Annotated in this window: 23 protein-coding genes and 3 pseudogenes; 17 read left to right on the forward strand and 9 right to left on the reverse strand. The window is 66.1% G+C overall.

Features of this window, described 5'->3' with window-relative positions; all coding sequences use genetic code 11:
- Positions 1–99: 99 nt before the first annotated feature.
- Genes H7I57_RS21595 through H7I57_RS21620 form a run of 7 tightly spaced genes read left to right on the forward strand, consistent with a single transcriptional unit; the run spans position 100 to position 5,850 of the window.
- Positions 100–1,248: an acyl-CoA dehydrogenase family protein gene (locus H7I57_RS21595; RefSeq protein ID WP_264025934.1), complete on the forward strand. Its 1,149-nt coding sequence runs from the start codon at positions 100–102 to the stop codon at positions 1,246–1,248.
- Positions 1,245–2,348: an acyl-CoA dehydrogenase family protein gene (locus H7I57_RS21600; protein ID WP_264025935.1), complete on the forward strand. Its 1,104-nt coding sequence runs from the start codon at positions 1,245–1,247 to the stop codon at positions 2,346–2,348. Before H7I57_RS21595 ends, H7I57_RS21600 begins: the two co-directional genes overlap by 4 nt.
- On the forward strand, positions 2,345–3,331 hold the full coding sequence (locus tag H7I57_RS21605; RefSeq protein WP_264025936.1) for an SDR family NAD(P)-dependent oxidoreductase: 987 nt from the start codon (positions 2,345–2,347) through the stop codon (positions 3,329–3,331). The genes H7I57_RS21600 and H7I57_RS21605 overlap by 4 nt, the downstream gene beginning before the upstream one ends.
- Positions 3,318–3,965, forward strand: a complete 648-nt coding sequence (locus H7I57_RS21610; RefSeq protein ID WP_264025937.1) for a nitroreductase family protein — start codon at positions 3,318–3,320, stop codon at positions 3,963–3,965. Before H7I57_RS21605 ends, H7I57_RS21610 begins: the two co-directional genes overlap by 14 nt.
- On the forward strand, positions 3,962–4,285 hold the full coding sequence (locus tag H7I57_RS33835; RefSeq protein WP_372510317.1) for a nuclear transport factor 2 family protein: 324 nt from the start codon (positions 3,962–3,964) through the stop codon (positions 4,283–4,285). Before H7I57_RS21610 ends, H7I57_RS33835 begins: the two co-directional genes overlap by 4 nt.
- Complete coding sequence (locus tag H7I57_RS33840; protein ID WP_372510322.1) at positions 4,210–4,500, forward strand: nuclear transport factor 2 family protein; 291 nt, start codon at positions 4,210–4,212, stop codon at positions 4,498–4,500. The genes H7I57_RS33835 and H7I57_RS33840 overlap by 76 nt, the downstream gene beginning before the upstream one ends.
- A 9-nt stretch (positions 4,501–4,509) precedes the next feature.
- Positions 4,510–5,850 carry a TetR/AcrR family transcriptional regulator gene (locus tag H7I57_RS21620; protein ID WP_264025938.1) on the forward strand — a complete coding sequence of 447 codons (1,341 nt, stop codon included), beginning with the start codon at positions 4,510–4,512 and terminating at the stop codon, positions 5,848–5,850.
- Here H7I57_RS21620 and H7I57_RS21625 read toward each other — a convergent pair.
- Together H7I57_RS21625 and H7I57_RS21630 are read right to left on the reverse strand one after the other, a co-directional pair.
- A complete protein-coding gene (locus tag H7I57_RS21625) occupies positions 5,821–6,681 on the reverse strand; it encodes an SDR family NAD(P)-dependent oxidoreductase (protein ID WP_264025939.1) in 861 nt (286 codons plus the stop codon). The two genes, H7I57_RS21620 and H7I57_RS21625, sit on opposite strands and share 30 nt — an antisense overlap.
- Positions 6,635–7,448, reverse strand: a pseudogene (locus tag H7I57_RS21630) (type 1 periplasmic-binding domain-containing protein); the annotation flags it as partial. The pseudogene H7I57_RS21630 and the gene H7I57_RS21625, both read right to left, overlap by 47 nt.
- A 151-nt stretch (positions 7,449–7,599) precedes the next feature.
- On the opposite strand from H7I57_RS21630, the gene H7I57_RS21635 reads away from it, so the two are divergent.
- Positions 7,600–8,880 (forward strand): amidohydrolase family protein, encoded by a 1,281-nt coding sequence (locus tag H7I57_RS21635; protein WP_264025940.1) that lies wholly within the window; start codon positions 7,600–7,602, stop codon positions 8,878–8,880.
- A gap of 154 nt (positions 8,881–9,034) precedes the next feature.
- Entirely contained in the window at positions 9,035–10,309 is a 1,275-nt protein-coding gene (locus tag H7I57_RS21640; RefSeq protein WP_264025941.1) for a TetR/AcrR family transcriptional regulator, read from the forward strand.
- Here H7I57_RS21640 and H7I57_RS21645 read toward each other — a convergent pair.
- The 4 genes and pseudogenes from H7I57_RS21645 to H7I57_RS33570 all read right to left on the reverse strand — a co-directional run.
- Positions 10,306–10,432: pseudogene (locus H7I57_RS21645) on the reverse strand (cytochrome P450); the annotation flags it as partial. The gene H7I57_RS21640 and the pseudogene H7I57_RS21645 sit on opposite strands and share 4 nt — an antisense overlap.
- Positions 10,433–10,528: 96 nt before the next feature.
- Positions 10,529–11,614, reverse strand: coding sequence for an NAD(P)H-dependent amine dehydrogenase family protein (locus H7I57_RS21650; RefSeq protein WP_264025942.1), 1,086 nt, complete (start codon positions 11,612–11,614; stop codon positions 10,529–10,531).
- 14 nt (positions 11,615–11,628) lie between these two features.
- Positions 11,629–11,829 carry a luciferase gene (locus H7I57_RS33565; protein ID WP_264025988.1) on the reverse strand — a complete coding sequence of 67 codons (201 nt, stop codon included), beginning with the start codon at positions 11,827–11,829 and terminating at the stop codon, positions 11,629–11,631.
- 113 nt (positions 11,830–11,942) lie between these two features.
- Positions 11,943–12,380: pseudogene (locus H7I57_RS33570) on the reverse strand (LLM class flavin-dependent oxidoreductase); the annotation flags it as partial.
- A 379-nt stretch (positions 12,381–12,759) separates the two neighbouring features.
- Between H7I57_RS33570 and H7I57_RS21665 the strand changes: the two are divergent.
- The 8 genes from H7I57_RS21665 to H7I57_RS21700 are packed head-to-tail and all read left to right on the forward strand — an operon-like array spanning position 12,760 to position 21,702.
- A complete protein-coding gene (locus tag H7I57_RS21665) occupies positions 12,760–13,863 on the forward strand; it encodes an NAD(P)H-dependent amine dehydrogenase family protein (protein ID WP_264025943.1) in 1,104 nt (367 codons plus the stop codon).
- 36 nt (positions 13,864–13,899) lie between these two features.
- Positions 13,900–15,087: an MCE family protein gene (locus H7I57_RS21670; RefSeq protein WP_264025944.1), complete on the forward strand. Its 1,188-nt coding sequence runs from the start codon at positions 13,900–13,902 to the stop codon at positions 15,085–15,087.
- Between the two features lie 11 nt (positions 15,088–15,098).
- The gene (locus H7I57_RS21675) at positions 15,099–16,124 is read left to right on the forward strand and encodes an MCE family protein (protein WP_372510323.1); all 1,026 of its coding nucleotides are present in this window, start codon (positions 15,099–15,101) and stop codon (positions 16,122–16,124) included.
- Entirely contained in the window at positions 16,124–17,209 is a 1,086-nt protein-coding gene (locus tag H7I57_RS21680) for an MCE family protein (protein WP_264025947.1), read from the forward strand. The genes H7I57_RS21675 and H7I57_RS21680 overlap by 1 nt, the downstream gene beginning before the upstream one ends.
- Positions 17,206–18,534: an MCE family protein gene (locus H7I57_RS21685; RefSeq protein WP_264025948.1), complete on the forward strand. Its 1,329-nt coding sequence runs from the start codon at positions 17,206–17,208 to the stop codon at positions 18,532–18,534. Before H7I57_RS21680 ends, H7I57_RS21685 begins: the two co-directional genes overlap by 4 nt.
- Positions 18,531–19,688, forward strand: a complete 1,158-nt coding sequence (locus H7I57_RS21690) for an MCE family protein (RefSeq protein ID WP_264025950.1) — start codon at positions 18,531–18,533, stop codon at positions 19,686–19,688. Before H7I57_RS21685 ends, H7I57_RS21690 begins: the two co-directional genes overlap by 4 nt.
- Positions 19,688–21,202, forward strand: coding sequence for an MCE family protein (locus H7I57_RS21695; protein WP_264025952.1), 1,515 nt, complete (start codon positions 19,688–19,690; stop codon positions 21,200–21,202). The genes H7I57_RS21690 and H7I57_RS21695 overlap by 1 nt, the downstream gene beginning before the upstream one ends.
- The gene (locus tag H7I57_RS21700) at positions 21,184–21,702 is read left to right on the forward strand and encodes an Rv2253/PknI dimerization domain-containing protein (protein WP_264025953.1); all 519 of its coding nucleotides are present in this window, start codon (positions 21,184–21,186) and stop codon (positions 21,700–21,702) included. Before H7I57_RS21695 ends, H7I57_RS21700 begins: the two co-directional genes overlap by 19 nt.
- Before the next feature lies 1 nt (position 21,703).
- On the opposite strand, the gene H7I57_RS21705 is transcribed toward H7I57_RS21700, so the two are convergent.
- Genes H7I57_RS21705 through lepB form a run of 3 tightly spaced genes read right to left on the reverse strand, consistent with a single transcriptional unit; the run spans position 21,704 to position 23,609 of the window.
- Positions 21,704–22,009 carry a DUF2469 domain-containing protein gene (locus tag H7I57_RS21705; protein ID WP_066983311.1) on the reverse strand — a complete coding sequence of 102 codons (306 nt, stop codon included), beginning with the start codon at positions 22,007–22,009 and terminating at the stop codon, positions 21,704–21,706.
- Positions 22,006–22,752 (reverse strand): ribonuclease HII, encoded by a 747-nt coding sequence (locus H7I57_RS21710; protein WP_264025956.1) that lies wholly within the window; start codon positions 22,750–22,752, stop codon positions 22,006–22,008. Before H7I57_RS21710 ends, H7I57_RS21705 begins: the two co-directional genes overlap by 4 nt.
- A 23-nt stretch (positions 22,753–22,775) precedes the next feature.
- Positions 22,776–23,609: a signal peptidase I gene (lepB, locus tag H7I57_RS21715; protein WP_264025957.1), complete on the reverse strand. Its 834-nt coding sequence runs from the start codon at positions 23,607–23,609 to the stop codon at positions 22,776–22,778.
- Positions 23,610–23,636 lie beyond the last annotated feature (27 nt).

Consider the following 23,636-nt stretch of genomic DNA (forward strand, 5'->3'; position numbering starts at 1 on the left):
ACCCCCTCCGCCCTCTGCCGACCTCGTTGACCAAATATCTGTTCCACCGTAAAGTTCCGGCCGACGGGAGTCAATCAAGGATGAGGTCGCCGAAGAGACGTGGATTTCTCGTACCCGCAAGAAGCCGACCAGTTCCGCCAGGAATTGCGCGCGTGGCTGTCAGCCCACCTGACCCGAGCCGTGATCGACAGCGGCGAGCGGCGCGGCGCTGACGACGCCGCGTTCGAGACGCTGCGCACCTGGAACGCCACCATCGCCGACGCCGGCTGGGCAGCGGTGTCCTGGCCCCGCGAGTACGGCGGACGAGGCGCCTCCCCGATCGAGCAACTGGTCTATGCCGAGGAGACCACCCGCGCCCGAGCACCTTTGGCGCTCAACATCATCGGTATCAACAACATCGCGCCGGCGATCATGCAGTACGGCACCGAAGCCCAGATGGCAGCGCTGCTCTCCCGCATGTTGCGGGCAGACGACATCTGGTGCCAGGGCATGTCCGAACCCGAAGCCGGTTCAGATCTGGCATCGTTGCGCACCAGAGCCGTTCTCGATGGTGATGACTTCGTCGTGTCCGGCCAGAAGATCTGGACCTCTCTCGGTCACCGGGCCGACTGGTGCCAGCTCTATGTCCGGACCGATCCGGAAGCGCCCAAGCACAGGGGAATCTCGTGCCTCATCGTCGACATGTCCTCCCCCGGCATCGAGGCCAGACCACTGGTGACGCTCAACGGTGACAGTGACTTCGCCGAAGTCTTCTTCAACGATGTCCGGGTACCCGCCGACGCGCTGCTCGGACCGCTGAACAGGGGGTGGCAAGTCGCCACCACCACGCTGAGCTTCGAGCGTGCGGCAGCGGCACGGCTCTACGCCGAAATGCAGGTCCGCCTGTACGACCTCGTCGAGGACCTGCGCCACAGCGCACACTCCCCGCTCGACGATCCAACCACCCTGCGCCGCCTCGGTGAACTGGACGTGCGCATCAAGAACCTCGAAGTGCTGTGCCAACGTTCGATCTCGTCGACCATGCGCGGCGGGGACGGGTTCGCCACCGCCAGTCTGGCGAAATCCGTGTGGGGTGAGATCGGAAAAGACATGGCCGCGCTGGCCTTCGACACGCTCGATCCCGGGGCCGCCGACGGTCGGTGGGACGCTTTCCGGCTGACGTCGCACGCGCTGACCATCGCCGGCGGCACCACCCAGATCAACAAGAACATCACCGCCCAACGGGTGCTGGGACTACCGCGCCCATGAACCTCGAGCTCACCGATGAGCAAGTGGCCCTTCGGGATACAGTGCGCCGGTACCTGTCAAAGAACGCGGGCGTATCCGACCACGTACGGACTATGCTGGACGACCCGAGGGGCACCACCGACGCGGTCTGGCGCGGTCTCGTAGATCTCGGGACGACATCCCTGCTGATCCCTGCAGATCGCGGCGGCGACGGCATGTCGATGTTCGAGGCCGGGCTGGTGTGCGAGGAGTTGGGCGCTGCACTGCATCCCGGTCCGTGGGTGTCCAGTGCGGTCGTCGCGCCGCGGGCATTGACACGATTCGGCGCCGACGGCGAGCGGGCCCGCGAACTGTCCGCCGGAATCGCCGACGGCTCCGTGATCGCCACGGTGGCCGTGCCGCGCGACGGCACGTCCTTCGTCGCAGACCGGCGCGAGGGTGGTGTGACCGTTCGCGGTGAGATCGACCAGGTTCCCGACGCGGCCGCGGCCGATGTCCTGCTCGTGGTGGGGCGCGGCGCGGAACTCTACGCAATACCCCTGAGCCTCCCCGAGGTCCGTCTCGACGAGGTCTTCGGAATCGATAAGAGCAGGAAAACCTTTCGGGTTGCCTTCGATGATGCTCCGGCTCACCTCGTCGCGGTCGCCGATGACATGACAAACGCGGGGGCCACCGAGGCCCTACTCGACGACATGATGGTCGCCTGGGCGGCCGACGCACTCGGCGCGGCCAGACAGGTCCTGCAGATGACCGTCGAGTACGCCGAGGTGCGCCGCCAGTTCGGCGCTCCGATCGGCAGCTTCCAGGCGGTGGCGCACCTGTGCGTCGACATGCACGAGACGGTGCAGTTGGCCCGCAGCGGCATCATCTATGCGCTGTGGGCGGCCGACTTCGCCGACCGCACGGAACGTCACCTGGCCGCCCTACGCGTCAAGGCGTTCGCCGGGCGTCTGGCCACCGTCGGCGATCTTGCGATCCAGGTATTCGGCGGCATCGGTTTCACCTGGGAACACGACGCCCACCTGTACCTCAAACGCCTGCTCGGCTTCAGCAGGTTTCTGGGCAGCCCCGGAGACTACCTCGAGCAGGTAGGCCACCAACTCGCAAGGAGCACAGGATGATCGACTTCGCCGGGCAGGTCGCCGTAGTGACCGGCGCCGGCCGCGGACTGGGCCGGCTCTACGCCCTCGACCTGGCGCGACGCGGCGCATCGGTCATCGTCAACGATCGCGGCGGGACCATGCATGGCGACGGTTCGGACGCCGCGGTCGCCGACCAGGTGGTCGAGGAGATCGCGAAAGCGGGCGGCCAGGCGGTCGCCTCGTACGATTCGGTGGACAGCCCCGAGGGCGGCCAGGCGATCGCCGACTCGGCACTCGAGCGCTTCGGCCGACTCGACGCCGTGGTCAGCAACGCGGGCATCTTCAACAACATTGCTTTCGAACAACTCTCGGCGGACGACTGGCGGCGCATGCTTCGAGTCCATCTCGACGGCGGCTTCTACCTGAGCCAGCCCGCGTACAAGGTGATGATGGAGCAGAAGTACGGCCGATTCGTCTTCATCTCCTCGTCCGCGGGAAATTTCGGCCAGCCGATGGAGGCGCACTACGCCGCGGCCAAGACGGGACTGGTCGGACTGTCCAACGTTATCGCCATCGAAGGTGCTGCGCACGGCATCAGCTCCAATACTGTCTTGCCGACCGGCTTTTCACGCATGGTCACCGAGACCGTCGGCGACGAGAAGTTCCTCGCCGAATCCGGCTTCATGCAAGCCATCCGGCCCGAGCTCGTGGTCCCGCTGGTGAGCTTCCTCGCGAGCAGAAGCTGCACGATCACCCACCGCAACTACTCGGCGTGCGCCGGGCGCTACGCGCGGGTCTTCGTCGGCCTCGCCGACGGCTGGCTGGCCGATGCCGACAGTGATCCCACGGCCGAGGACATCGAGGCACACCTGGAGGAAGTGTCCTCGACCGCGGAGTTCATCGTGCCGGATTCGATCGTCGACGAGGTGTTGCAGGTGTGCGACCGGCGAGGGATCAGCGCCATGCCGGACAACGCCGACGTCGCGTTTCCTGAGCCAAGGGGTGACGATGGACGTCGATGAGTTGCTCACGTCGACACGATCCGCGCGCAAGGCACTCGACCTCGGTGCGCCGATCGACATGGACGAGATCCGCGACTGCCTGCGGATCGGCCTGCAGGCAGCCAACGGGTCCAATCAACAGTCGTGGCGGTGGCTGATCGTCACCGACCAGCGGTTGCGCGACGCCGTGGCGGCACTGTATCGCGACGCCTATCTCGCCAAGGTGGGCGGACAGCTGATCGCCGACCTGCTCCCGGAGGCGTCTCCGGAGCGCAGGCTGATGTCGTCCACCGAATGGCTGGTCGAGAACATGGCACGGGTACCGGCGCTGGTGATCCCGTGTTACGAGCCCACCATACCGCGATCCGAGGGTGACGAGTCCTTCTACCGGGCAACGCTTTACGGTTCGATCTTCCCGGCGGTGTGGAACTTCCAGCTGGCACTGCGCACCCGCGGCTACGGGACGTGTGTGACGACGTTGCACCTGCACCACGAGGCAGCGGTCGGCGACCTCCTGGGAATCCCGGCGTCCTACGTACAGGGCTGCCTGCTTCCCGTTGCGCGACTGCGCGACGGCACCACCTTCACCCGCGCTCCGCGGCGACCCCTCGATGAGGTCGTCGCGGTGAACGGCTTCGATGTGGAGAAGCGATGACCGACGATGTGCACGACAAGCTCCGCACGCTGACCGACCGCGCCGAGATCTCCGACTGCATGCAGCGATACGCCAGGGGCATGGATCGACAGGACCGCGCCCTGTTGCGGTCGGCCTACCACGACGGCGCCGTCGACGACCATGTCGGCTTCGTCGGGCCCGTCGACGATTTCATCGACTGGGCGTTCGCCTATCACTCCACGCAGACCGTTACCAGCATTACCTGCTCAACCACTCCGCGGAGATCAACGGCGACGAGGCGCACGCGGAGACCTACTACCTCTTCGTCGGCACCGACAGAGAACCCGCGAACCACATGACGCTGTCCGGCGGACGATATGTCGACCGTCTCGAGCGACGCGACGGCGCATGGGCGATCGTCGACCGCGTCTGCGTGGTCGAGTGGAACGCGGAGTCGGTATCTCAGATCACCGACGACGTGATCGCGATGATGGCCGACTCCATGAGAGTTGCATCGCACGACACCACCGATCCGTCCTACGACCGTCCCCTCGTCGCATTGCGCGGTCGGTAGGATCGAACGATGGCAGGTGCCGACCCCGCAGGGCGTGACTCGAAACGCGGCCGTCGCGCGGGCAAGAAGAGTCCGGGTGTCGCAAGACTCACCGCGGTGCCGACGTCGTCGGTCGATGCGACGCGGCGCACCGAGATCCTCAAGACCGCGAACACCGTGATCGCCACCACCGGCCTGCGCAGCTCGCTTCAGCAGATCGCCGACGCCGCGGGCATCCTGGCGGGCAGCCTCTACCACCACTTCGAGTCCAAAGAAGCCATCCTCGTCGAGCTGATCAGGCTCTACCACGCCGACCTGGATCGTATCGGCGAGGTCGCACTGGAACGACTCGACCAGCCCGACGCACGCGGCGTCTCCGAGCAGATCACCGAACTCGGATGTGAGATCGCCCGGTGCGCGGTCGAGCATCGCGCCGCCCTGCAGATGTCTTTCTACGAAGGGCCGAGCAACGACCCCGAGCTCATGGAGTTGACTGCCCGGCAGCCGAAGAAGATCCAGGCCGCCATGTTGCAGGCGTTGCGGGCCGGCCGGTGGAGCGGCGACATCCGTTCGGACGTCGACCTACCCACATTGGCCGACCGTCTGTGCCAGAGCATGTTGCACGTCGGCCTCGACGTCATCCGGCACAACGCCGAGACCGACCAGCTGGCCACGCTGAAGTGCCGGATCGCGCTGGAGGGCCTCGCCGCCGAGCCTCCCTCCGATTCGGACCTGGACCGATCGAACGCCTTCGCGGTCGCCGAAGACATCATCAAGAGCTGGGTCGACACCGAGGACGACACCGACCTCAAGGCCGCGCACGTGCGCGCGGTGGCACGTGCGGAATTCGGCAGGCGCGGTTACGAGATGACGACCATCCGCGACATCGCATCGGCCGCGGGGCTGGGCACCGGAACCGTGTACCGGGTCATCGGCTCCAAGGACGAACTGCTGATGTCGATCATGCTCGAGTTCGGCCACAAGGTCGGCGGCGCATGGGCGGACATCGTCCGGTCGGGTTCCACGGCGATCGAGAAGCTCGATGCATTGAGCTGGCTGAACATCAACGCACTCGACCAGTTCCCCGACGAGTTCCGCATCCAGCTTGCCTGGCTGCGCCACACCCCGCCGGACTCGGCGAACCCCGCATGGTCGTTCACGACGCGTATCCGCCAGATGAAGGCCCTGTTGTCCGAGGGGATCCGGGCCGGGGAGATACACATCGAGGGCGCAGGCGCGGACATGCTCACCCGCTGCATCATCGGGGAACAGTGGATCCCGGAGAACATCCTCGCCGAGATCGGCACACGAAATGCGTTGATCCTGGCTCGTGACACCGTCCTACGGGGAGTCGCCGTCCGTCGTTCGTGACCGCACCGCACCGAACCGGGGAATTCCCATCATCAGGCGAACCATGTGGTGCAGCGCCGATGGTGGCAGAACTCGGTTGGCGATCATCAGCATTCGCGCATCCGGACCCACCGCGCGCCGGTCGAACGGCCTGGTCCCCTCCAGTGCCTTCGCGAGACCTGCGGCGAACGCCTCGGGAGAGCGGGCCGCATAACGCATCGCGGCTCGGCCGCGCTTGTCCATCGTTCGGTGATGCCGGGCGTAGGGCCCGTCCAGCACCCGGCAGTCCGTGGTTCCCGCGTCGGTGATGCTGTCGGTGTCGTAGGTACCGGTCACCAGAACGCTCACCCCGATGCCGAACGGGCCGATCTCACCGGCCATCGACTCGCCCCAGCGCTCGAGGGCGGCCTTGACCGCCGAGTACGGCGCCGTTGCCGGCATCCCCCGCACCCCGCTCTCGCTCGAGACCAGCACGATCCGGCCACGTCCCGCCGCCCGCATCGACGGCAGCAGCGCCTGGGTCAGCGCGACGGGTCCGAACACGTTGGTGGCGAACATCTTCTCCCACAGCGCTACCGGGGTTTCCCCGACCATCCCGGCCGCCGTGATTCCCGCGTTGTGGACGAGCGCGTAGGGCGCACCGACCGCCTCTTGGATGTCAGCGGCCGCCCGGGCGACCGACGCAGGGTCGGTCAGGTCGAGTTGTACGCCGACGATCCGCGGGTCCGCTGCGTCGGTATCGGTCTCCTCGCGCAGGCGCGCCAGTCCTTCGTCGACGGACCGCATCGCCGCCACCACGGTCCATCCCGCGCGGTACAGATGCGCGGCGGACGCGAGCCCGAGCCCGCGCATCACGCGGGCTCAGCGGATGGGCATCCGCGACCGCAGGCAGAATGGCAACCGCGACATCGCGATTGACCACCGGCACGCACCATTGCGGCCGCCGGCCGGTCCTCTCCTGAAATTCGTCGAGGAAGGCCTGGCCGACCGGGTTTCCCTCGTCGTACTGGTCGATCCCGGTCCAGCCCATGAACGCATTCCACATCACCTCGTTGATCCACGCGTTCTCGAATGCTGCGCCGGCAAACCGAGGGGGGTCCCAGTCGAGCTCTGCCAGTGCGGGATTGACGGGGCGATGGTGGCTTCGGCCACGATGCGGATCCCGCGCCGCTGACAGGCTTTGCGGAAGGTCTTGACGTAGGCTTCGCCGACCAGGGACTGCTCCATCAGGACGCCGACGACGGTGTGCCCGCCCTTGACCAGCAGGTCCGTCCAGAAGATGGGTTCGTCGAAGTGGGATCCCATCGGGAACGCGAAGAACCACTCCCCCAACGCCTCATCGGATCCGGTGACGCTGATCGCCGGTACCCGGAACCGCTCGTTCAGTGCGTCCTTGACCGGCACCGCGTTGTCGCCGATGTGCGGGCCGAAGATCAAGAGCAGCCCTCGTCGACCAGTTCCTGGTACGCGTCGATGAGGCCCTTTGCCATGGCGTCTTCGAAGACCATGTCGAACGGCAGCGTGAGATCATCCCGGTAGTGCTGTGGAAAGTCTTCGGACAGCAGGAAATCCATCAGATAGCCGATCTTGATCGGCTGGGCCGAGCTCTCATATGACATGGCGGTCCGTCACCCTGGCAACGGCGTCAGTGCACTACTCAGACAACCTAATCTTTGTTCGGGCAATTGTGAAGCAGTCCGCACCTGGTCAACGCCTGCCACTTCCTCGACGACGTTGACCAAATATTCGGTCCGCACTATCGTCGACGATATGGACATGAACGACTTCGTACTCGTCTCAGTGGATGACCATCTCGTCGAGCCGCCCGACATGTTCGACGGCCACATCCCCGACAAATACAAGGACGACGTGCCCAAGCTGATCCAGCGCGCCGACGGCACCGACGCGTGGGTCTTCGAGGGCCAGGAGGCCACCAACGTCGGCCTGAACGCCGTCGCCGGTCGCCCGCCGGACGAGTACGGTGCCGAGCCCACCAAGCTGAGCGAGATTCGGGAGGGCTGCTACAACATCCACGAGCGGATCCGTGACATGAACGCCAACGGCGTTGCCGCGTCGCTGAATTTTCCGTCCTACCCTCAGTTCTGCGGGCAGTACTTCGCGCGGGCGCAGGACAAAGACCTGGGCCTGGCGGTGCTTCGCGCCTACAACGACTGGCACATCGACGAATGGTGCGGCACCTATCCCGGCAGGATGATCCCGCAGTCACTGCCGCCGATCTGGGATCCGCAATTGATGGCAGACGAAGTGCTACGCACTGCCAAAAAAGGGTGCCACGCAGTCAGTTTCTCGGAGAATCCCACCAAGCTGAACTATCCATCCTTGCACGACCCGCACTGGGATCCGTTCTGGCAGGCGTGCAGTGATACGAACACGATCGTGAACCTGCACATCGGCTCGTCGTCGAGCGTGGTCATCACGTCGGTCGACGCTCCGGTCGACACCATGATGACGCTGCAGCCCATGAGCATCGTACAGGCGGCCGCAGACCTGATCTGGTCGCCGACCTTGCGACGGTTTCCCGATCTGACCTTCGCGCTGTCGGAAGGCGGCATCGGCTGGGTGCCCTATTTCTTGGAGCGGATCGACCGCGTCTACACGATGCACCGCGCGTGGACCCACCAGGACTTCGGTGACAAGCTCCCCAGCGAGGTGTTCCTCGACCGCATCGCGCTGTGCTTCATCGACGACGACTTCGGAGTGCAGAGTCGAGGCAAGCTCAACCTGGACATGGTGGCGTGGGAATGCGACTACCCGCATTCGGATTCGACGTGGCCGATAGCCCCCGAGTCGCTCGCCCTCTATCTCGACGGCGTGAGCGACGCCGAGGTCGACAAGATCACGCACGAGAATGCGTTGCGGCTCTATTCCTTTGACATGTTCAAGCATCTACCGAAGGAACAGGTGACGGTCGGTGCGCTGCGCGCGCAAGCAACGGACGTCGATCTGGGGTTCCGCTCCTCGGAACGTCTCAAGAAGACCGGCACCGACACGGTGACGGTGCTGGACCTTGCGAAGGGACTCCCTGCCTGAGGCTGCCGAAACACCTTCTGCCACCGCCACCGCACGCCCTCTACCGGCGGTTTCACGCGATCGGGACACCTCGTCGGGAGGGGGTCTTCTGGTAGCGTCAAGCAAACATTGGGGTCGCCGGGCCCCGACGTGTGCGGGTCATTGTGGAGGTGTCGTGGGGCGTCCGCAGGTGACGCGTGCCGGCCACGCCATCGCTGGCGGCGCCCGCCGCGCCGAGATCCTGCAAACCGCGGCTTCCTTGATCGCCACGTCCGGCCTGCGGACCTCGTTGCAGGAAATCGCCGACGCGGCAGGGATTCTCCCCGGCAGTCTCTACCACCATTTCGAGTCCAAAGAAGCGATCCTGGTGGAGTTGCTGCGCCGCTACCACGCCGATCTGGACCGTGTCGCCGAGCAGGCGCTGGTGCGACTCGACGAAACCCAGTCAAGGTCGGCCTTCGATCGGGTCACCGACCTCGGCGCCGCGATAGCCCGGTGTGCCGTCGCCCACCGCGCTGCACTGCAGATGTCGTTCTACGAGAGCCCGAGTCCGAACCCGGAGCTGACCGAGCTGACACAGCGGCTGCCCACCGCCACCATGGACGCGATGCTGCAGACGTTGCGGGCTGCCAGATGGGGCGGGTACCTGCGCTCCGATGTCGATCTTCCGCTGCTGGCCGATCGCGTGTGCCAGACCATGCTCCAGGTGGGCCTGGACGTGATGCGCCACAACGCCGCGGCCGACAAGGTCGCGGTCCTGATGTGCCGGATCCTGCTGGAGGGGCTGGCGAGCGGTACGCCCACCGACGCCGAACTCGACGGGTCCCCTGCGTTCGCGGCGGCGGACGACGCGATCGCATCATGGCGTGGTGACACCGAGCAGGATGACAAGGCCGCCCTCGTCCGCGCAGTGGCGCGCAGTGAATTCGGAAGGCGCGGATACGAGAACACCACCGTCCGCGACATCGCCGCCGCCGCGGGCCTGGGCACCGGCACCGTCTACCGGGTCATCGGGTCCAAGGACGAACTGCTGGCCTCGATCATGCAGTCGTTCGGTTCCAAGATCGCCGTCGGGTGGACCAACGTCCTTCGCTCCGAATCGTCGGCGATCGAGAAGCTGGATGCGTTGAGTTGGGTCAACACCAACGTCCTCGGTCAGTTCGGCGACGAGTTCCGCATTCAGCTGGCCTGGATGCGGCAGTCGCCTCCGGACACTCCGAATCCCGGGTGGTTGTTCACCACGCGGCTACGGCAGATCAAATCACTTCTCACCGAGGCGGTTCGGTCGGGCGAGATCCGCGTCGACAGCCCATCCAAGGAGATGCTGGCCCGCGCGGTGATCGGCATCGGCTGGGTCCCGGAGAACATTCTTCGCGAACGCGGAACGCGTGCCTCGCAGTTGCTCGTCCGCGACACGAGCCTGCGCGGCGTGGTCGACCGCCCGGATTAGCCGGTGCGAACGGGCAGCTTCTCCCAGCCCCATACCGAGCTGGTGTGGGCCTTGGCCGCGTTGCCGTAATCGACGTCCCAATCGGGCCTGCATGCGCGCCAGCGCCGATCCCAGACAGAAGTGCGCCGGCACCGGTCACTGGCCCGTCCCCCTGGTCGACATCAGCGTGGTCAGCGCGGCGCCGGGACCGTCGCCCGCTAGGTGTCCGTTCGATGGGTGTCAATCATCGAAGGCGTGACGCGGCAAGGTGTTCGGCAGGTCGAGCGAACTGAGCAGGCCTGCCGGCGCCTCGACCACGAACGGGATCGCGTTGACCACCCGCATCGCGGTGGCCGCCATGGCCGCCCTGCCTGCACCGTGGCCCTCGGCATCGCCGAGGTTCATCGCGCAGTGGATGTCGGGGTCGCCCTCGATGTCGACCCGGTAGGTCGCATCAAATTCCGATGTCGGCCAGTCCGGTGCCACATCCCTCGACATCCGGATGATGTGCTCGATGACGATCGCCTCCCTGCCGTTGACCACCCCGGCGGCCCGCGTGCACACCGCTCCGCAGGTACCCGCCGGGATGGTGCCGAACGCCACCTCGATGTCGCGATCGGTGGTCCGCCGATCCAGGGTGCCGCGGATTTCGCTCACCTCCACGCCGAGCGCGTCGGCCATCAGGTGAATCGGTGCCTTCCAGGCCATTTCGATGAACCCCGGGGTCTTGAGCATCGGTTCGAAATCCAGCGGGCGGGCGAATCCCATTCCGTCCATCATCACGTCGGCGACCGGGTAGTGGTCGTTGAGCGCTACCTCGGTGACCTTCAGGCAGTGAATCATCTTCGACTGCGTCGCCAGCAGAAGTGCCAGTTGGTCGGAGGCGAATCCCGGGAAGATTCCCGAGGCGTAGAACGACGCATCGCCGGACTTGGCCGCCGCCGCGAGTTGATCCCGCCATTCCACCGAGTAATAGGCCGGCGGATAGATCAAACTGGTGGAAGTCGTTGACACAACGTTGATCCCGGCTTCCAACAGCCTCACGTAGTCGGGAACGGCGCCGGCGTCTCGTTCGGGGCCACTGGCGGCATACACCACGCAGTCGGGTTTCAGCGCGATCAGAGCCTCGGCGTCTCCTATGGCAGCGACGCCGAGAGGATCAAGGCCCGCCAGAGTCCCGGCGTCCCGACCCACCTTGTCCTGCGTGTGAACCCAGACCCCGACGAGTTCGAGATCGGGCCGCCGACTGACCGCATCGATGGCGACTGAACCGACGCCGCCGGTCGACCACACCATAATCCGGAGGGGCCGTACTGGTGCAGACATGCGAGCTCCTTGTGTCAAGCGCCCTGAGCGGTCAGGACGGCACGTTCGAAATAGCGCCACGCCACGTCCGGCGGGACGCCGCCACACAGCGGCAGGAGCGGCAGCGGCGCACCGTCGGCGACGTGTTCGGCAGCTTCGGCCGGCGTGAATATCCGGTAGGGGCCGCCGGATTCACGCAGCGCATCGACGGTGCCGGCGCGGGTGATGCTGGCCACCGAATCGTCAAAGTGTCGGTAGGAGGCCGCCGTAACCGCGTCGTGCAGGAGGTAGGGCCCGAGTTCGGCCCAGGCCGCGTCGACGTCCTCGGCGCCCGGGCAGTGCGACCCCGGTAATCGACCTCCTCGCCACGCAGCAGTGCGATCAGCACCGAGAGATTCTCGTCGGCCAGGCGGCCTCTCCGATCGAAATCGACTCCGAAGTGCTGATATTCCTGCGGCCGATGGCCGACACCGAATGCGTACATGACCCGGCCTCGGCTGATGATGTCCAGTGCGCAGATCTCCTCGGCGAGCCGCACCGGATCCCAGAGCGGGATGGGCGCTGCGGCGAGCAAGATGGCCAGTTGCGAAGTGCGGGCCGCGATCGCCGAGGCCAGCAAGTGCGGGGCTGCCAGGTGCCCGTCGTCGGTGTCGTGATGTTCGGAGAGCACGGCGACGACGGCTCCGCGCGTCTCGGCCCACGCGCACATGTCGACCGCAGCGGCGTACAGATCCGACGTCGACGATGCGCCGTCCGGAGCGCGCATGTCGAAGCGCAAGGTGAACATCAGCGCCTCCGCAATGCTGGTATTGGCACGCCGACCAATGTAACCTAACTTTTGTTTCCGTCCAGGGGTCGCCCAGCCTTGACCCGATGCGCGGACGACTGCTAGCTTCCGGAGCAAACATTAGGTTTGTAGTACCCGCCGACGGATCCGAGGTTCCACGTGACGACCCATACCAGCACGGTCGGTCCCGCTTCGGCAAACCTGGCGAGCCGTTGACCCCGGTCGGATCCGCACCACGCCAGCCGGCTCGTCCGGCAGGTCCTGTCGGCTCGGCTAGACCTGCACTGCAACGGCTTTCGACGCTTTGGCGGCTGCGCCACACCACAGCAGACGAACCAGGACCGTCTTCACCGCTGAGTTGTTCACTTGGGAGGATTCAATGACAGCCGAGAAGCAGCGTGTCGTGGTGTGGTCGACCGGCGGTATCGGATCCATCGCGGTCAGGGCCATCACCCAACGCCCGAATCTCGACCTGGTCGGTGTATGGGTGCACTCCCCCGACAAGGACGGCAGGGACGCGGGTGAACTCGCCAACGGCGAACCCATCGGGCTGAAGGCTTCCGGTGACGCCGACGCTCTGATCGCTCTGAAACCCGACTGTGTCGTGTACGCGGCCAGCGGCCCGGAACGCGACGCCCTGGCGATACCCGATTACGTCAAACTCCTCAGTGCCGGGATCAACGTGGTGACCACCAGCACCACGCGCCTGGTCAACCCGCATGCCTACGAGCCCGCGGAATGGCGGGACCAACTGAGCACCGCCGCAAAGCAGGGCCAGGCGTCGCTGTACGCCTCCGGTATCGAACCCGGCTTCGCCGCCGACTATCTGCCGCTGGTGCTGTCGACGCAGTCGTCACAGATCGAGAAGATCCATTCGTATGAGATGGGCCTGTACGACGACTACGGGGTGCTCGACATCATGAGCGATGCGCTCGGCTTCGGCCGCCCGCTCGAATACGAGCCCTGGATCGGTTTCCCCGGTGCCATCGCCGGTGAGTGGCAAGGACAGCTCAGGCTGGTCGCCGATGCCCTCGGCGTCGAGATCAGCGAGGTTCGGGAAACCTTCGAGCGCGCCGTGACCGATCGGACGCTGGAGGTCGCCATGGGCACCGTCGAGGCCGGGACCTGCGGCGCGCTGCGGATGCAGGCCATCGGGATGGTCGACGGCCGCGAGGCTATCGTGATCGAACACGTCACCCGATTGGCTCACGACGTCGCCCCGGATTGGCCCCGCGGTATCGGCGACCTGTCCTACCGGGTGGTCATCACCGGGCAACCCGATATCGACTGCACTCTGGCCGCGACGCTGCGCGACCCCCGAAAGGCGGGCATCGAAGGGATGACCTCAGGAGCCGGCGCGATGGTCGCCACCGCGATGCGCGTGGTCAACGCGATCCCGTATGTCGTTGCCGCACAACCCGGATTGGTCAGCTCGGTCGATCTCCCGCTGACGATTCCCCGCGGGTCATTCGCCGGGGCGTAGGAAACCACCGGTATCGGTCACGGGGAAGGAGCAAGGGTGCGACGTGCACTGGTGCGCCCGCTGGTCGGCTTCATCACCGTCGCGACCGTAGTGGCGGTGGTGGCGCTGTCTGCCGCGCTGTTCCGCGACGATTTCTCCGAATCCGTTCCACTGACCGTCATCTCGCCGAGGGCGGGCCTGGTGATGAACCCGGACGCCAAGGTCCAGTTCCACGGAGTGCAGATCGGCAAGGTCGAGTCGATCGACGAACTGTCCGACGGCACCGCCGCGCTCCACCTGGCGATCGAGCCGTCCCGGCTGCAGCTCATACCCGAGGATGTGACCGTCGACATCGCATCGACGACGGTGTTCGGCGCGAAGGTCGTACGGCTGATACCACCGGACGATCCCTCACCTCATTCGGTGCGCGCGGGACAGGTCCTCGGCGCCGAACACGTCATGATCGAAGCCAACACCCTGTTCGAACAGCTGGTATCCGTGTTGTCCTCGATCCAGCCCGACAAGCTCCACGAGACACTCGGCGCCATCGCGTCGGCGATGAGGGGGCGCGGCGAGAAGATCGGCCAGAGCCTCACCGACCTCAACTCCGCACTGGGACAGCTCAACCCGCACCTCGAGGCTCTCGATCACGATCTCGCGGCGGCGCCCCCGGTGCTGGCCGCCTACGCTGACGCCGCACCCGACCTGATGTCGATCGTCGACAGCACGACCCGCCTCAGCACCAGCGTCGTCGAAACCGAACCCGACCTCGACGCACTGCTGGTGAGCGCGATCGGCCTCAGCGACATCGGCAGCCCGGTACTGGCCGAGAACACGCGACCGCTCGGTGACGTGCTGGGCCTGCTGGCGCCTACCACTGCCCTGCTGCGCGACTACCACCAGGCGCTGACCTGCGGACTCGGTTCCATCACCATCATGGCAAACAATCCGCCGCTCAACGTGCCCGGTGTCGAAGTGCTTGCAGGCTTCTTCTGGGGTCTGGACCGCTACCGGTACCCGGCGGACCTGCCCAAGGTCGCCGCCACCGGCGGCCCGCAATGCACCGACCTGCCCAAGATCCCATACGGGAAGGCACCGCCTTTCGTAATCACCGATACCGGCGCCAACCCATGGAAATACGGGAACCGCGGGCCGATCGTCAACTCCGACTTGTTGAAGCAGATCCTGTTCGGACCGATCGACGGACCACCCCGCAACAGCGCGCAGATCGGGCAGCCGGGATGAGCCGCCGCAGGATTCCAGGGACAAACCGCGAGCTCCCGAAACTCGTCGCGTTCGTCGTCGTGATGCTGCTGTTGACCGCGTGCCTGTTCGCCGTCTTCGGTCAGTACCGCAACTCGTCGACCCACACCTATTCCGCGGTGTTCAAGGATGTTTCGAATCTGCAGGACGGTGAGTCGGTCAGGTTCGCCGGCGTGCGCATCGGCACCGTCAAAGACCTGTCGATGCAACCGGACAAGACGGTCGTGGTGACGTTCGACGCCGACCGCGAGGTGGTGCTCACCCACGGCACCCACGCGGTGGTCCGTTACCTGAACCTGGTCGGCGACCGATTCCTGGAGCTCGTCGACGACGAGGGCTCGACGAAGGTCCTGCCCGCCGGTTCACAGATCCCGGTCGAACGGAGTGCCCCCGCGCTGGATCTCGATCTGCTCCTCGGCGGGCTCAAGCCGGTGATCAAAGGCCTCAACGCTGCGGATGTCAACGCGCTCAGCGCATCTCTGATCCAGATCATCCAGGGCCAAGGCGGCACCGTGGAGTCCCTGTTGTCGAGAACCTCGGCGTTCTCCAACTCGCTGGCCGACAAGAACCAGGTGATCGACCAGCTGATCGACAATCTGCGCACCACCCTGGCCACCCTCGGCGACCAGCGGGACCAGTTCGCCGGCGGAATCGAACGCTTGGAGCGACTCGTCACCGAGCTCACCGCCGAACGGGAACCGATCGGTTCCGCCATCGACTCCCTGAGCGCCGGGACCGCCTCCCTGTCCGATCTACTCACCGAGAGCCGGCCACCGCTTGCCGGGTCCATCGAACAGCTTCACTGGCTGGCACGCAACATCGAGAGCAAACTCGACCGCGCCGAAACCGCGATCAGCAAGGCGCCAGAGAACTACCGCAAGCTGGTCCGGATCGGTTCGTACGGCAGCTTCGTCAACTACTACATCTGCTCGCTCGGTGTCCGCGTCACCGACCTGCAAGGCCGTACCGCGGTGTTCCCCGTGTTCAGGCAGGACAACGGAAGGTGCGCTGAGAACTGATGCTGAAGTATCGCGGCACGGGCGTCGTTCGCGCGGGCTTCATCGGCGTTGTCGTGATCGTGCTGACCATCGCCGTCGGGCTGGCACCCGAGCGGCTCCTGGGCTGGGCGACGTCGATTCGCTACCAGGCGGTGTTCACCGACCTCAGCGGCCTCGCCGTGGGCAACGACGTCACCGTCTCGGGCATGAAACTCGGCAAGGTGACCGCGGTGTCACTGCAGGACCCGAATGCCCTCGTGACCTTCACCGTCGACAGCCTGACACCGCTCGGCTCGAAGACCACAGCCCATATCCGTACCGGAACCCTGCTGGGACAACGGAACCTGACCCTCGAGTCCGCAGGCGAGGGAACGCTGTCCCCGATGTCGGTCATCCCCGTGACCCAGACATCATCGCCGTACACGCTGACCGAGGCCATCGGCGAACTGACCGCCAACACCACCGACACCGACACCGCCCGACTCAGTGAGTCGCTGGACACGCTATCAACCACGATCGACCAGATCGCCCCTCGGCTGGGCCCGACGTTCGACGGGTTGTCGCGCATCTCGCAAGCCCTCAACGCCCGCAACTCCGCGCTCGGTGAGCTGTTCGCCAGCGGGCGTGAGGTCACCGAGGTGCTCGCCTCCCGTGGCGAACAGGTCTCGACGCTAATCCTCAACGCCAACGACCTCGTGGGCATGCTGTCGGACAGGCGGCAGACCATCGTGGAACTCCTCGCCTACACCTCCGCGGTGTCCCGGGAGGTCACCGGGCTGGTGCACGACAACGAACAGGAGCTCGCACCGACACTCGACAAACTGAACACGGTGCTGGCGATGCTGGAACGCCAGCGCGACAACATCGCCGTGGCGCTCCCCCGGCTGGCGAAATACCAGATCACACTCGGCGAGACGGTGGCCAGCGGTCCCTACTACTCCGCCTACATACCGAACCTCGACCTACCGCCCGTCCTGCAGCCGTTCCTGGACTACGCATTCGGGTTCCGCCGCGGAGTCAACGCCGGACAACCACCCGACAACGCAGGCCCGCGGGCCGAGCTTCCATTCCCGCGCAACGGCATCCCGGAAAGGCCGCCACGATGAGCCGCACGAAGCTGACGAGGCTGACCGCCGTGGCGCTCGCCGCACTGCTGGTGTCCTCGGCCGCCTTCCTCGCCGCGGCACGGCATTTCGCCCCGACCACGATCACCGCGATCTTCGCGAACGCCAACGCGATCTACCCCGGCGACGACGTGCGCATCGCCGGCGTCAAGGTCGGCACCATCACCGGGATCGAACCCGACGCCACACAGGCGATCTTCTCCCTGAAGATCGACCACGGCGTGCGGGTGGCCGCCGACGCGAAAGCGGTCGTGGTGGCCCAGAATCTGATCTCGGCGCGATTCGTCCAGCTCACTCCGGGGGGTAGTTCGGGTCCGACCATCAGCGACGAGGCGGTGATCCCCCGGGAGCGGACCGCGGTGCCCGTCGAGTGGGATGAGGTCAAGGAGCAGTTGAACCGACTGGCCACTGACCTCGGCCCCTCCTCAGAGGTGTCGGCCAGTTCGGTGGGCCGCTTCATCGACAGCGCCGCGAATGCCATGGACGGCAACGGGGAGAAGCTCCGGCGAGCCCTCAACCAGCTGGCAGGCATCAGCAGGGTGATCGCCGACGGAAGCGGCGACATCACCGAGATCATCAGCAACCTGCAAACGTTCGTCGCCGTGCTGCGGGAAAGCAATGAGCAGATCGTGCAGTTCCAGGATCGGCTCGCCACCCTCAGCAGTGTCCTCGACGGCAGCCGCAGCGATCTGGACGCCGGACTGGTCAACCTTTCCGAAGCCGTCGGCGAGGTACAGCGCTTCGTCGCGGGCAGTCGCGACCGCGCATCCGAACAGGTCGCCCGACTGGTCAACGTCACCCAGAACCTCGTCGACCATCGCGGAGATCTCGAACAGGTGCTGCACGTCGCGCCCTCTGCACTCGCGAACGCCTACAACATGATGGATCCCCGCACCGGCGGTGCCAGCGGGGTGTTCGTCCTCAACAATCTCGCGGACCCGAACGCGTTCTTCTGCGGCATGCTGGGCGCACTGGCCAACGCCACCGCGCCCGAATCCGGCAAGCTCTGCGCGCACTACCTGGGGCCGGCTCTGGACACCGTGAGTCTCAACTACCTTCCCTTCCCGGTGAACCCGCTGCTCACCCCGGTTCCCTCCGAAAGCAAGCTCATCTACACCGAGCCGCAGTTACGACCCGGCGGCACCGGCACCCGATCGGGTTTCATGCCGATCGCTCCCGAGGACTCGGCCTACCAGCCCGTGCCCGGCGCCCCACCGATACCCGTCCCGCCACCGGGGCCCGCCCCCGCCGCGACGACACCGACTCTGCCCGAGATGCTCCTGCCCGCCGAAGGACCCCCGTCATGAACCGCATCGCCGCCCGGCACACCACCGCCCTCGGCGCGACGGTGATCGTCTGCGCGTCGGCGTGCGGCTTTCAAGGTGTCAACTCGCTACCGCTGCCCGGCGCGGTCGGCAGCGGAATGGGGGCGACGACCTACACGGTCGAGCTCTCCAACGTCGGAACCCTCGAACCGAACTCACCGGTGATGATCGACGACGTCGTGGTCGGCAGCATTCGCGACATCCGGCTGGCGGGGCGGCACGCCGAGGTGAAGATCGCGATCAAGCCAGGGGTCGAGCTGCCGGCCAACACCACCGCCGCGGTTGGCCAGACCAGCCTGCTCGGATCGATGCACCTCGAGCTGGCTGCGCCGGTCGACGAGCCGCCCGCGGGGGCGTTGGCACCCGACTCCACCATCGCGCTGGACCGCTCGTCGACATACCCGTCCACCGAGCAGACACTCGCCGCGCTGTCGTCCGTCGTCAACGCCGGCGGCCTCGGACAGCTCGACGAGATCATCCATTCGTTCAACGGTGTGTTCTCCGGCAGGCAGGGCGACATCCGAGAACTGCTGGGGAGACTGGACACCTTCGTCGGCGCACTGAATGACCAGCGGGACAACATCATCGCCACAGTGACCGAGCTGAACCGCTTCTCGGCAACGGTGGCGAATCAACGAGACCTCGTCACCCGCGCCCTTCGCGACATCCCGGCCGCCTTGGACGTCCTGCTGCGCGAACGGCCCCGTTTCGTCGAGGCGCTGGACAAGCTGCGAACCTTCAGCGACACCGCCACGACCGTCGTCACCGGCGTCAAGAGCGATCTGGTGGCCAACCTCGCGAACCTCGAACCGGTGTTCCGCGCCCTCGCCGACGTCGGACCCGACATCAGCACGGGGCTGGGCTATGCGCTCACGTTCCCGTTGAACCAGAACATCATCGACCGGGGCATCCGCGGCGACTACATGAACCTCTTCGTCACCGTGGATCTGACACTGGGACGATTCAAGCGCGGACTGCTCGCAGGCACCTCGTTCGGCGACGAGAACGCCCCCCTTGTGCCCGCGCCGGGAGACCCCGGGTACGAGACGTTCTACTCGAAGAATCCGTTGGGCGAGGCGGTGGCGCCCCCGCCCGGGGTGGCGGGGCCGGACCGACTTCCGACAGGTGGCGGCTGATGCTGTCCCGACTCGTCCGAATCCAGTTGACGATCTTCACGATCGCCTCGGTCGTCGGTGTCACCGCGATGATCGTGCAGTACATCCAGGCACCGACGCTGCTCGGCATCGGGCGGATCGAAGTCACCCTCGAACTCCCCGAGGCCGGCGGCCTCTACCGGTTCGCCAACGTCACTTACCGCGGAGTCCAGATCGGCAAGGTGACCGCCGTGGACGTCAACCGCGCCGGCGCCGTCGCGACCCTGTCGCTGTCGACCTCGCCTCAGGTTCCGGCGGATCTGCGGGCCGAGGTGCGCAGTGTCTCGGCCGTCGGCGAACAGTACGTCGATCTCCAACCGCACGGCCACTCCGGACCATACCTGCGCGATGGCTCGGTGATCCCCGTGTCGGCCACGGTCGTGCCGCAACAGGTCGGCCCGATGATGGACCACCTCAGCGCGATGGTCGCGAGCATCCCCGAGGACAAACTCAACAAGCTGCTCGATGAATCGTTCATCGCCTTCAACGGCGCGGGATACGACCTGCAGACATTGGTGGAGTCCACCTCCAGGATCGCGCACGACACCGATGCGGTCGCCGACCGCACGTCGGCTCTGATCGAGGACACCGGACCGGTCCTCGACGGCCAGATCGCCAGCGCCGACGCGCTACGCACGTGGTCGGCACGGCTGGCGGGCGTCAGCCGGCAGCTCGTGGTCAACGACCAGGAGATCCGGCACATCTTGCACACCGGACCCGTTGCCATGCAGGAGGTTTCGCGGCTACTGGAGCAGGTCAAGCCCACCCTTCCGGTGCTGCTGGCGAACCTGACCTCGCTGGGTCAGGTCGCGGTGACCTACCGCCCGGGACTCGAGCAACTGCTGGTGCTGCTTCCCCCCGCCTCCGCCTTCTACCAGTCCGCGGTCGGGGCGAACAACGCGACCGGTATCCCCGTCGGAGACTTCAGAATCTCGGTGGACGACCCACCTGCCTGCACCGTCGGGTTTCTTCCGGCCTCGTCCTGGCGCTCGCCCGCGGACACCACGACGCTGGACACCCCGGATGGGCTGTACTGCAAGCTGCCTCAGGATTCGCCGATCGCCGTGCGGGGGGCCCGTAACTTCCCGTGTATGGACGTCCCGGGCAAGTACGCTCCCACCGTCGCGGAGTGCAACAGCGGCAGACCTTTTCAGCCGCTGGCGACACGGCAGCACGCGTTGGGACCCGGACCGTTCGATCCCAACCTCATCGCGCAGGGCGTTCCGCCCGACGACCGTGTCACCAGAGACGAGAACATCTTCGGCCCACTGCAGGGAACACCGATGCCGCCCGCCGGCCCAACCCCAGGACAGCCACCGGTTGCCCCCAGCGGCTTCACCACCGGACCTGCGTCGGCGGAACCCTCGGTGGCCGTCGCCCGCTACGACCCGCAGACCGGCCGGGTCGCCGCCATCGACGGTGGCACCCAGCAGCAGACTGATCTCGTCACACCCGCCGAAAACTGGAAGGAGCTGGTGTGGCCCGCCCTCCCCTGACGCCGCTCACCCACATCCTGTGCTGTGTCCTCGTCACCGGTGCCGCCGGAGTCGGCGGCGCGCCGCACGCACACGCCTGGGAGGACAGCACCGCCCTCAACGGGACGTTCACCGCTCGGTCCGACGGACTGTGGGCCAAGACGAACGAGATCATGGCCTATCAGGCCGACGCCGTCGCCACCTGGACGATCACCTCGTCATGCACCACGTTCCAGGACTGCACCGGGACCGTGGTCAGCGATCAGGGCTGGACCGCGGACCTGGTCTACCAGAGCCAGAGGTGGCGAGTCACACACATCGTCGAAGGCTGGGAGACATGCCCCGACGGCACCACTGCCCCGGGTGAACAGACCTTCACGTTCTGGGCGCAGCGACTCGACGCCCCCGACCGCCACGACCGGCTCACCGGGTTCGACCAGACCATCGGCCCCAGCGGGGCATGCGGAGTCAACCGTTCCCTCAACATCCGGATGCCGTTCACGCTGACCCGGATCCCCTGAGCTACTCGGGCAGCCGCAACTCGGGCTTCTCGACCTCTTCGATGTTGACGTCCTTGAACGTGATCACCCGAACCTGCTTGACGAAGCGGGCGGGCCGGTACATGTCCCACACCCACGCATCGGCCAGGCGCAACTCGAAATACACCTCGCCGTCGGCATTGCGAGGCACCATCTCCACGCTGTTGGCGAGGTAGAACCGCCGCTCCGTCTCCACCACATAGCTGAACTGACCGACGATGTCCTTGTACTCCCGGTAGAGCGAGAGCTCCATCTCGGTTTCGTACTTCTCGAGATCTTCGGCACTCATCGGCTCAGCTGTCCTTCATGTAGATCGGAGTCCCTCAGACCCATTGTGCTCATCTTCCCGCACGCCAGTTCTGCGTACCCCCCCGGTTCCCGCACCGCCAGACGCCGCACGTTGATGAACGAATACCGGTGCTGGCTGGAGGGGCCGAGCCTGGCCAGCGCCGCACTGTGCGCCGGGGTGCTGTAGCCCTTGTGGTCTGAAAAGCCATAGCCCGGATGGTCGTCGTCCATCGCGACCATCAACCGGTCGCGGCTGACCTTGGCCAGCACACTCGCGGCCGCGATGCACGCCGCGGCGGCATCGCCGCCCACCACAGGCAACGACGGCGTCGGCAGCCCCGGCACCCGAAATCCGTCGGACAGCACATACCCGGGCCGCAGCGGCAAACCGGCCACCGCCCGTCGCATCCCTTCGATGTTGGCGACGTGCACACCTCGGCGATCCACCTCGACCGACGGGATGAACACCACGTGGTAGGCCAGCGCATACCGCCGGATCAGCGGGAACAGCCGCTCCCGCTCGGCTTCGTTGAGCTTCTTGGAGTCGTCGAGCGCGGCGAGGCTCTCCAACCGGTTGGGGCCGAGCACACACGCCGCAACCACCAGCGGACCTGCACACGCCCCCCGCCCGACCTCGTCGACGCCGGCCACCGGACCGAGGCCGGCGCGGTACAACGCGGACTCGAGAGTGCGCAGGCCAGCCGATTTGCGGATCACCACTCGGGGCGGCCACGCAGCGGGCACGTGTCAGGGCCTCCTGTCGGCGCTCAGCTGGATTCTTGGGGGTTCACCGAGCTCACGCCACCCCACCGCGACGGCGGCCAGGCGATGAACCGGGCTTTCCCGATGACATTCTCCACCGGAATCGTCCCGGCGACCGGATCACCGGTGCACAACAGCCCATCCTGGGCGTCCTCGGGCCGGTTGCTGCAGTGACTGCGCGAGTCCGCGGAGTGGGTGCGGTTGTCACCCATCACCCACACCCTGTCTTCGGGGACGGTGACCGGCCCGAACTCGTTGCCCAGGCACGGATATACCGCGGGGTCCGCCATCATCGTGTTCGGATCGAGGTAGGGCTCGTCGAGCGGCTTGCCGTCGACGGTCAGACCGGTCTCGGCGCGACATTGAACGGTCTGTCCCCCGACCGCGATGATGCGTTTCACGAGGTCGTTCTCGTCGGGAGGGACGAACCCGACGAACGACAGCGCGTTCTGCACCCACCGGACGGCGGTGTTGTCCGACCGGATCGACTTGTAGCCGATGCTCCAGTTCGGTGGTCCCTTGAAGACGACGACATCACCGGGTTCGGGAGAAGAGAACCGATAGGTCATCTTGTCGACCATGATGCGGTCGCCGACGCAACCGTTGCAGCCGTGCAGCGTGGGCTGCATCGACTCGGACGGAATCAGGTAGGGCCGGGCGATGAACGTCAGCATCACGTAATACAGCACGAGCGCGATCGTGATGAGGATCGCCGCCTCGCGAACGGCGCCGCGCTTCTTCTTGGCTGGCTGCTGCTCGTCCTGCTGCTCGTCGCCGGATTCAGGTGCCTCGAGCGTGCGTTCGGCGGACGAGTCGTCGGATTCTGAAGGTCCGGTCACGGGATCAGCGTAGCCAGCGCCCCGATG

The sequence above is a fragment of the Mycolicibacterium pyrenivorans genome (assembly GCF_025821625.1).
Classification (GTDB): Bacteria; Actinomycetota; Actinomycetes; order Mycobacteriales; family Mycobacteriaceae; genus Mycobacterium; species Mycobacterium pyrenivorans.

Excerpts from the sequence above, each read along its gene's own strand:
- H7I57_RS21600 (WP_264025935.1), top strand. The coding sequence starts at position 1,245 with ATGAACCTCGAGCTCACCGATGAGCAAGTGGCCCTTCGGGATACAGTG.
- H7I57_RS21605 (WP_264025936.1), top strand. The coding sequence starts at position 2,345 with ATGATCGACTTCGCCGGGCAGGTCGCCGTAGTGACCGGCGCCGGCCGC.
- H7I57_RS21610 (WP_264025937.1), top strand. The coding sequence starts at position 3,318 with ATGGACGTCGATGAGTTGCTCACGTCGACACGATCCGCGCGCAAGGCA.
- H7I57_RS33835 (WP_372510317.1), top strand. The coding sequence starts at position 3,962 with ATGACCGACGATGTGCACGACAAGCTCCGCACGCTGACCGACCGCGCC.
- H7I57_RS21620 (WP_264025938.1), top strand. The coding sequence starts at position 4,510 with ATGGCAGGTGCCGACCCCGCAGGGCGTGACTCGAAACGCGGCCGTCGC.
- H7I57_RS21625 (WP_264025939.1), bottom strand. The coding sequence starts at position 6,681 with ATGCGCGGGCTCGGGCTCGCGTCCGCCGCGCATCTGTACCGCGCGGGA.
- H7I57_RS21635 (WP_264025940.1), top strand. The coding sequence starts at position 7,600 with ATGGACATGAACGACTTCGTACTCGTCTCAGTGGATGACCATCTCGTC.
- H7I57_RS21650 (WP_264025942.1), bottom strand. The coding sequence starts at position 11,614 with ATGTCTGCACCAGTACGGCCCCTCCGGATTATGGTGTGGTCGACCGGC.
- H7I57_RS21665 (WP_264025943.1), top strand. The coding sequence starts at position 12,760 with ATGACAGCCGAGAAGCAGCGTGTCGTGGTGTGGTCGACCGGCGGTATC.
- H7I57_RS21680 (WP_264025947.1), top strand. The coding sequence starts at position 16,124 with ATGCTGAAGTATCGCGGCACGGGCGTCGTTCGCGCGGGCTTCATCGGC.
- H7I57_RS21685 (WP_264025948.1), top strand. The coding sequence starts at position 17,206 with ATGAGCCGCACGAAGCTGACGAGGCTGACCGCCGTGGCGCTCGCCGCA.
- H7I57_RS21690 (WP_264025950.1), top strand. The coding sequence starts at position 18,531 with ATGAACCGCATCGCCGCCCGGCACACCACCGCCCTCGGCGCGACGGTG.
- H7I57_RS21695 (WP_264025952.1), top strand. The coding sequence starts at position 19,688 with ATGCTGTCCCGACTCGTCCGAATCCAGTTGACGATCTTCACGATCGCC.
- H7I57_RS21705 (WP_066983311.1), bottom strand. The coding sequence starts at position 22,009 with ATGAGTGCCGAAGATCTCGAGAAGTACGAAACCGAGATGGAGCTCTCG.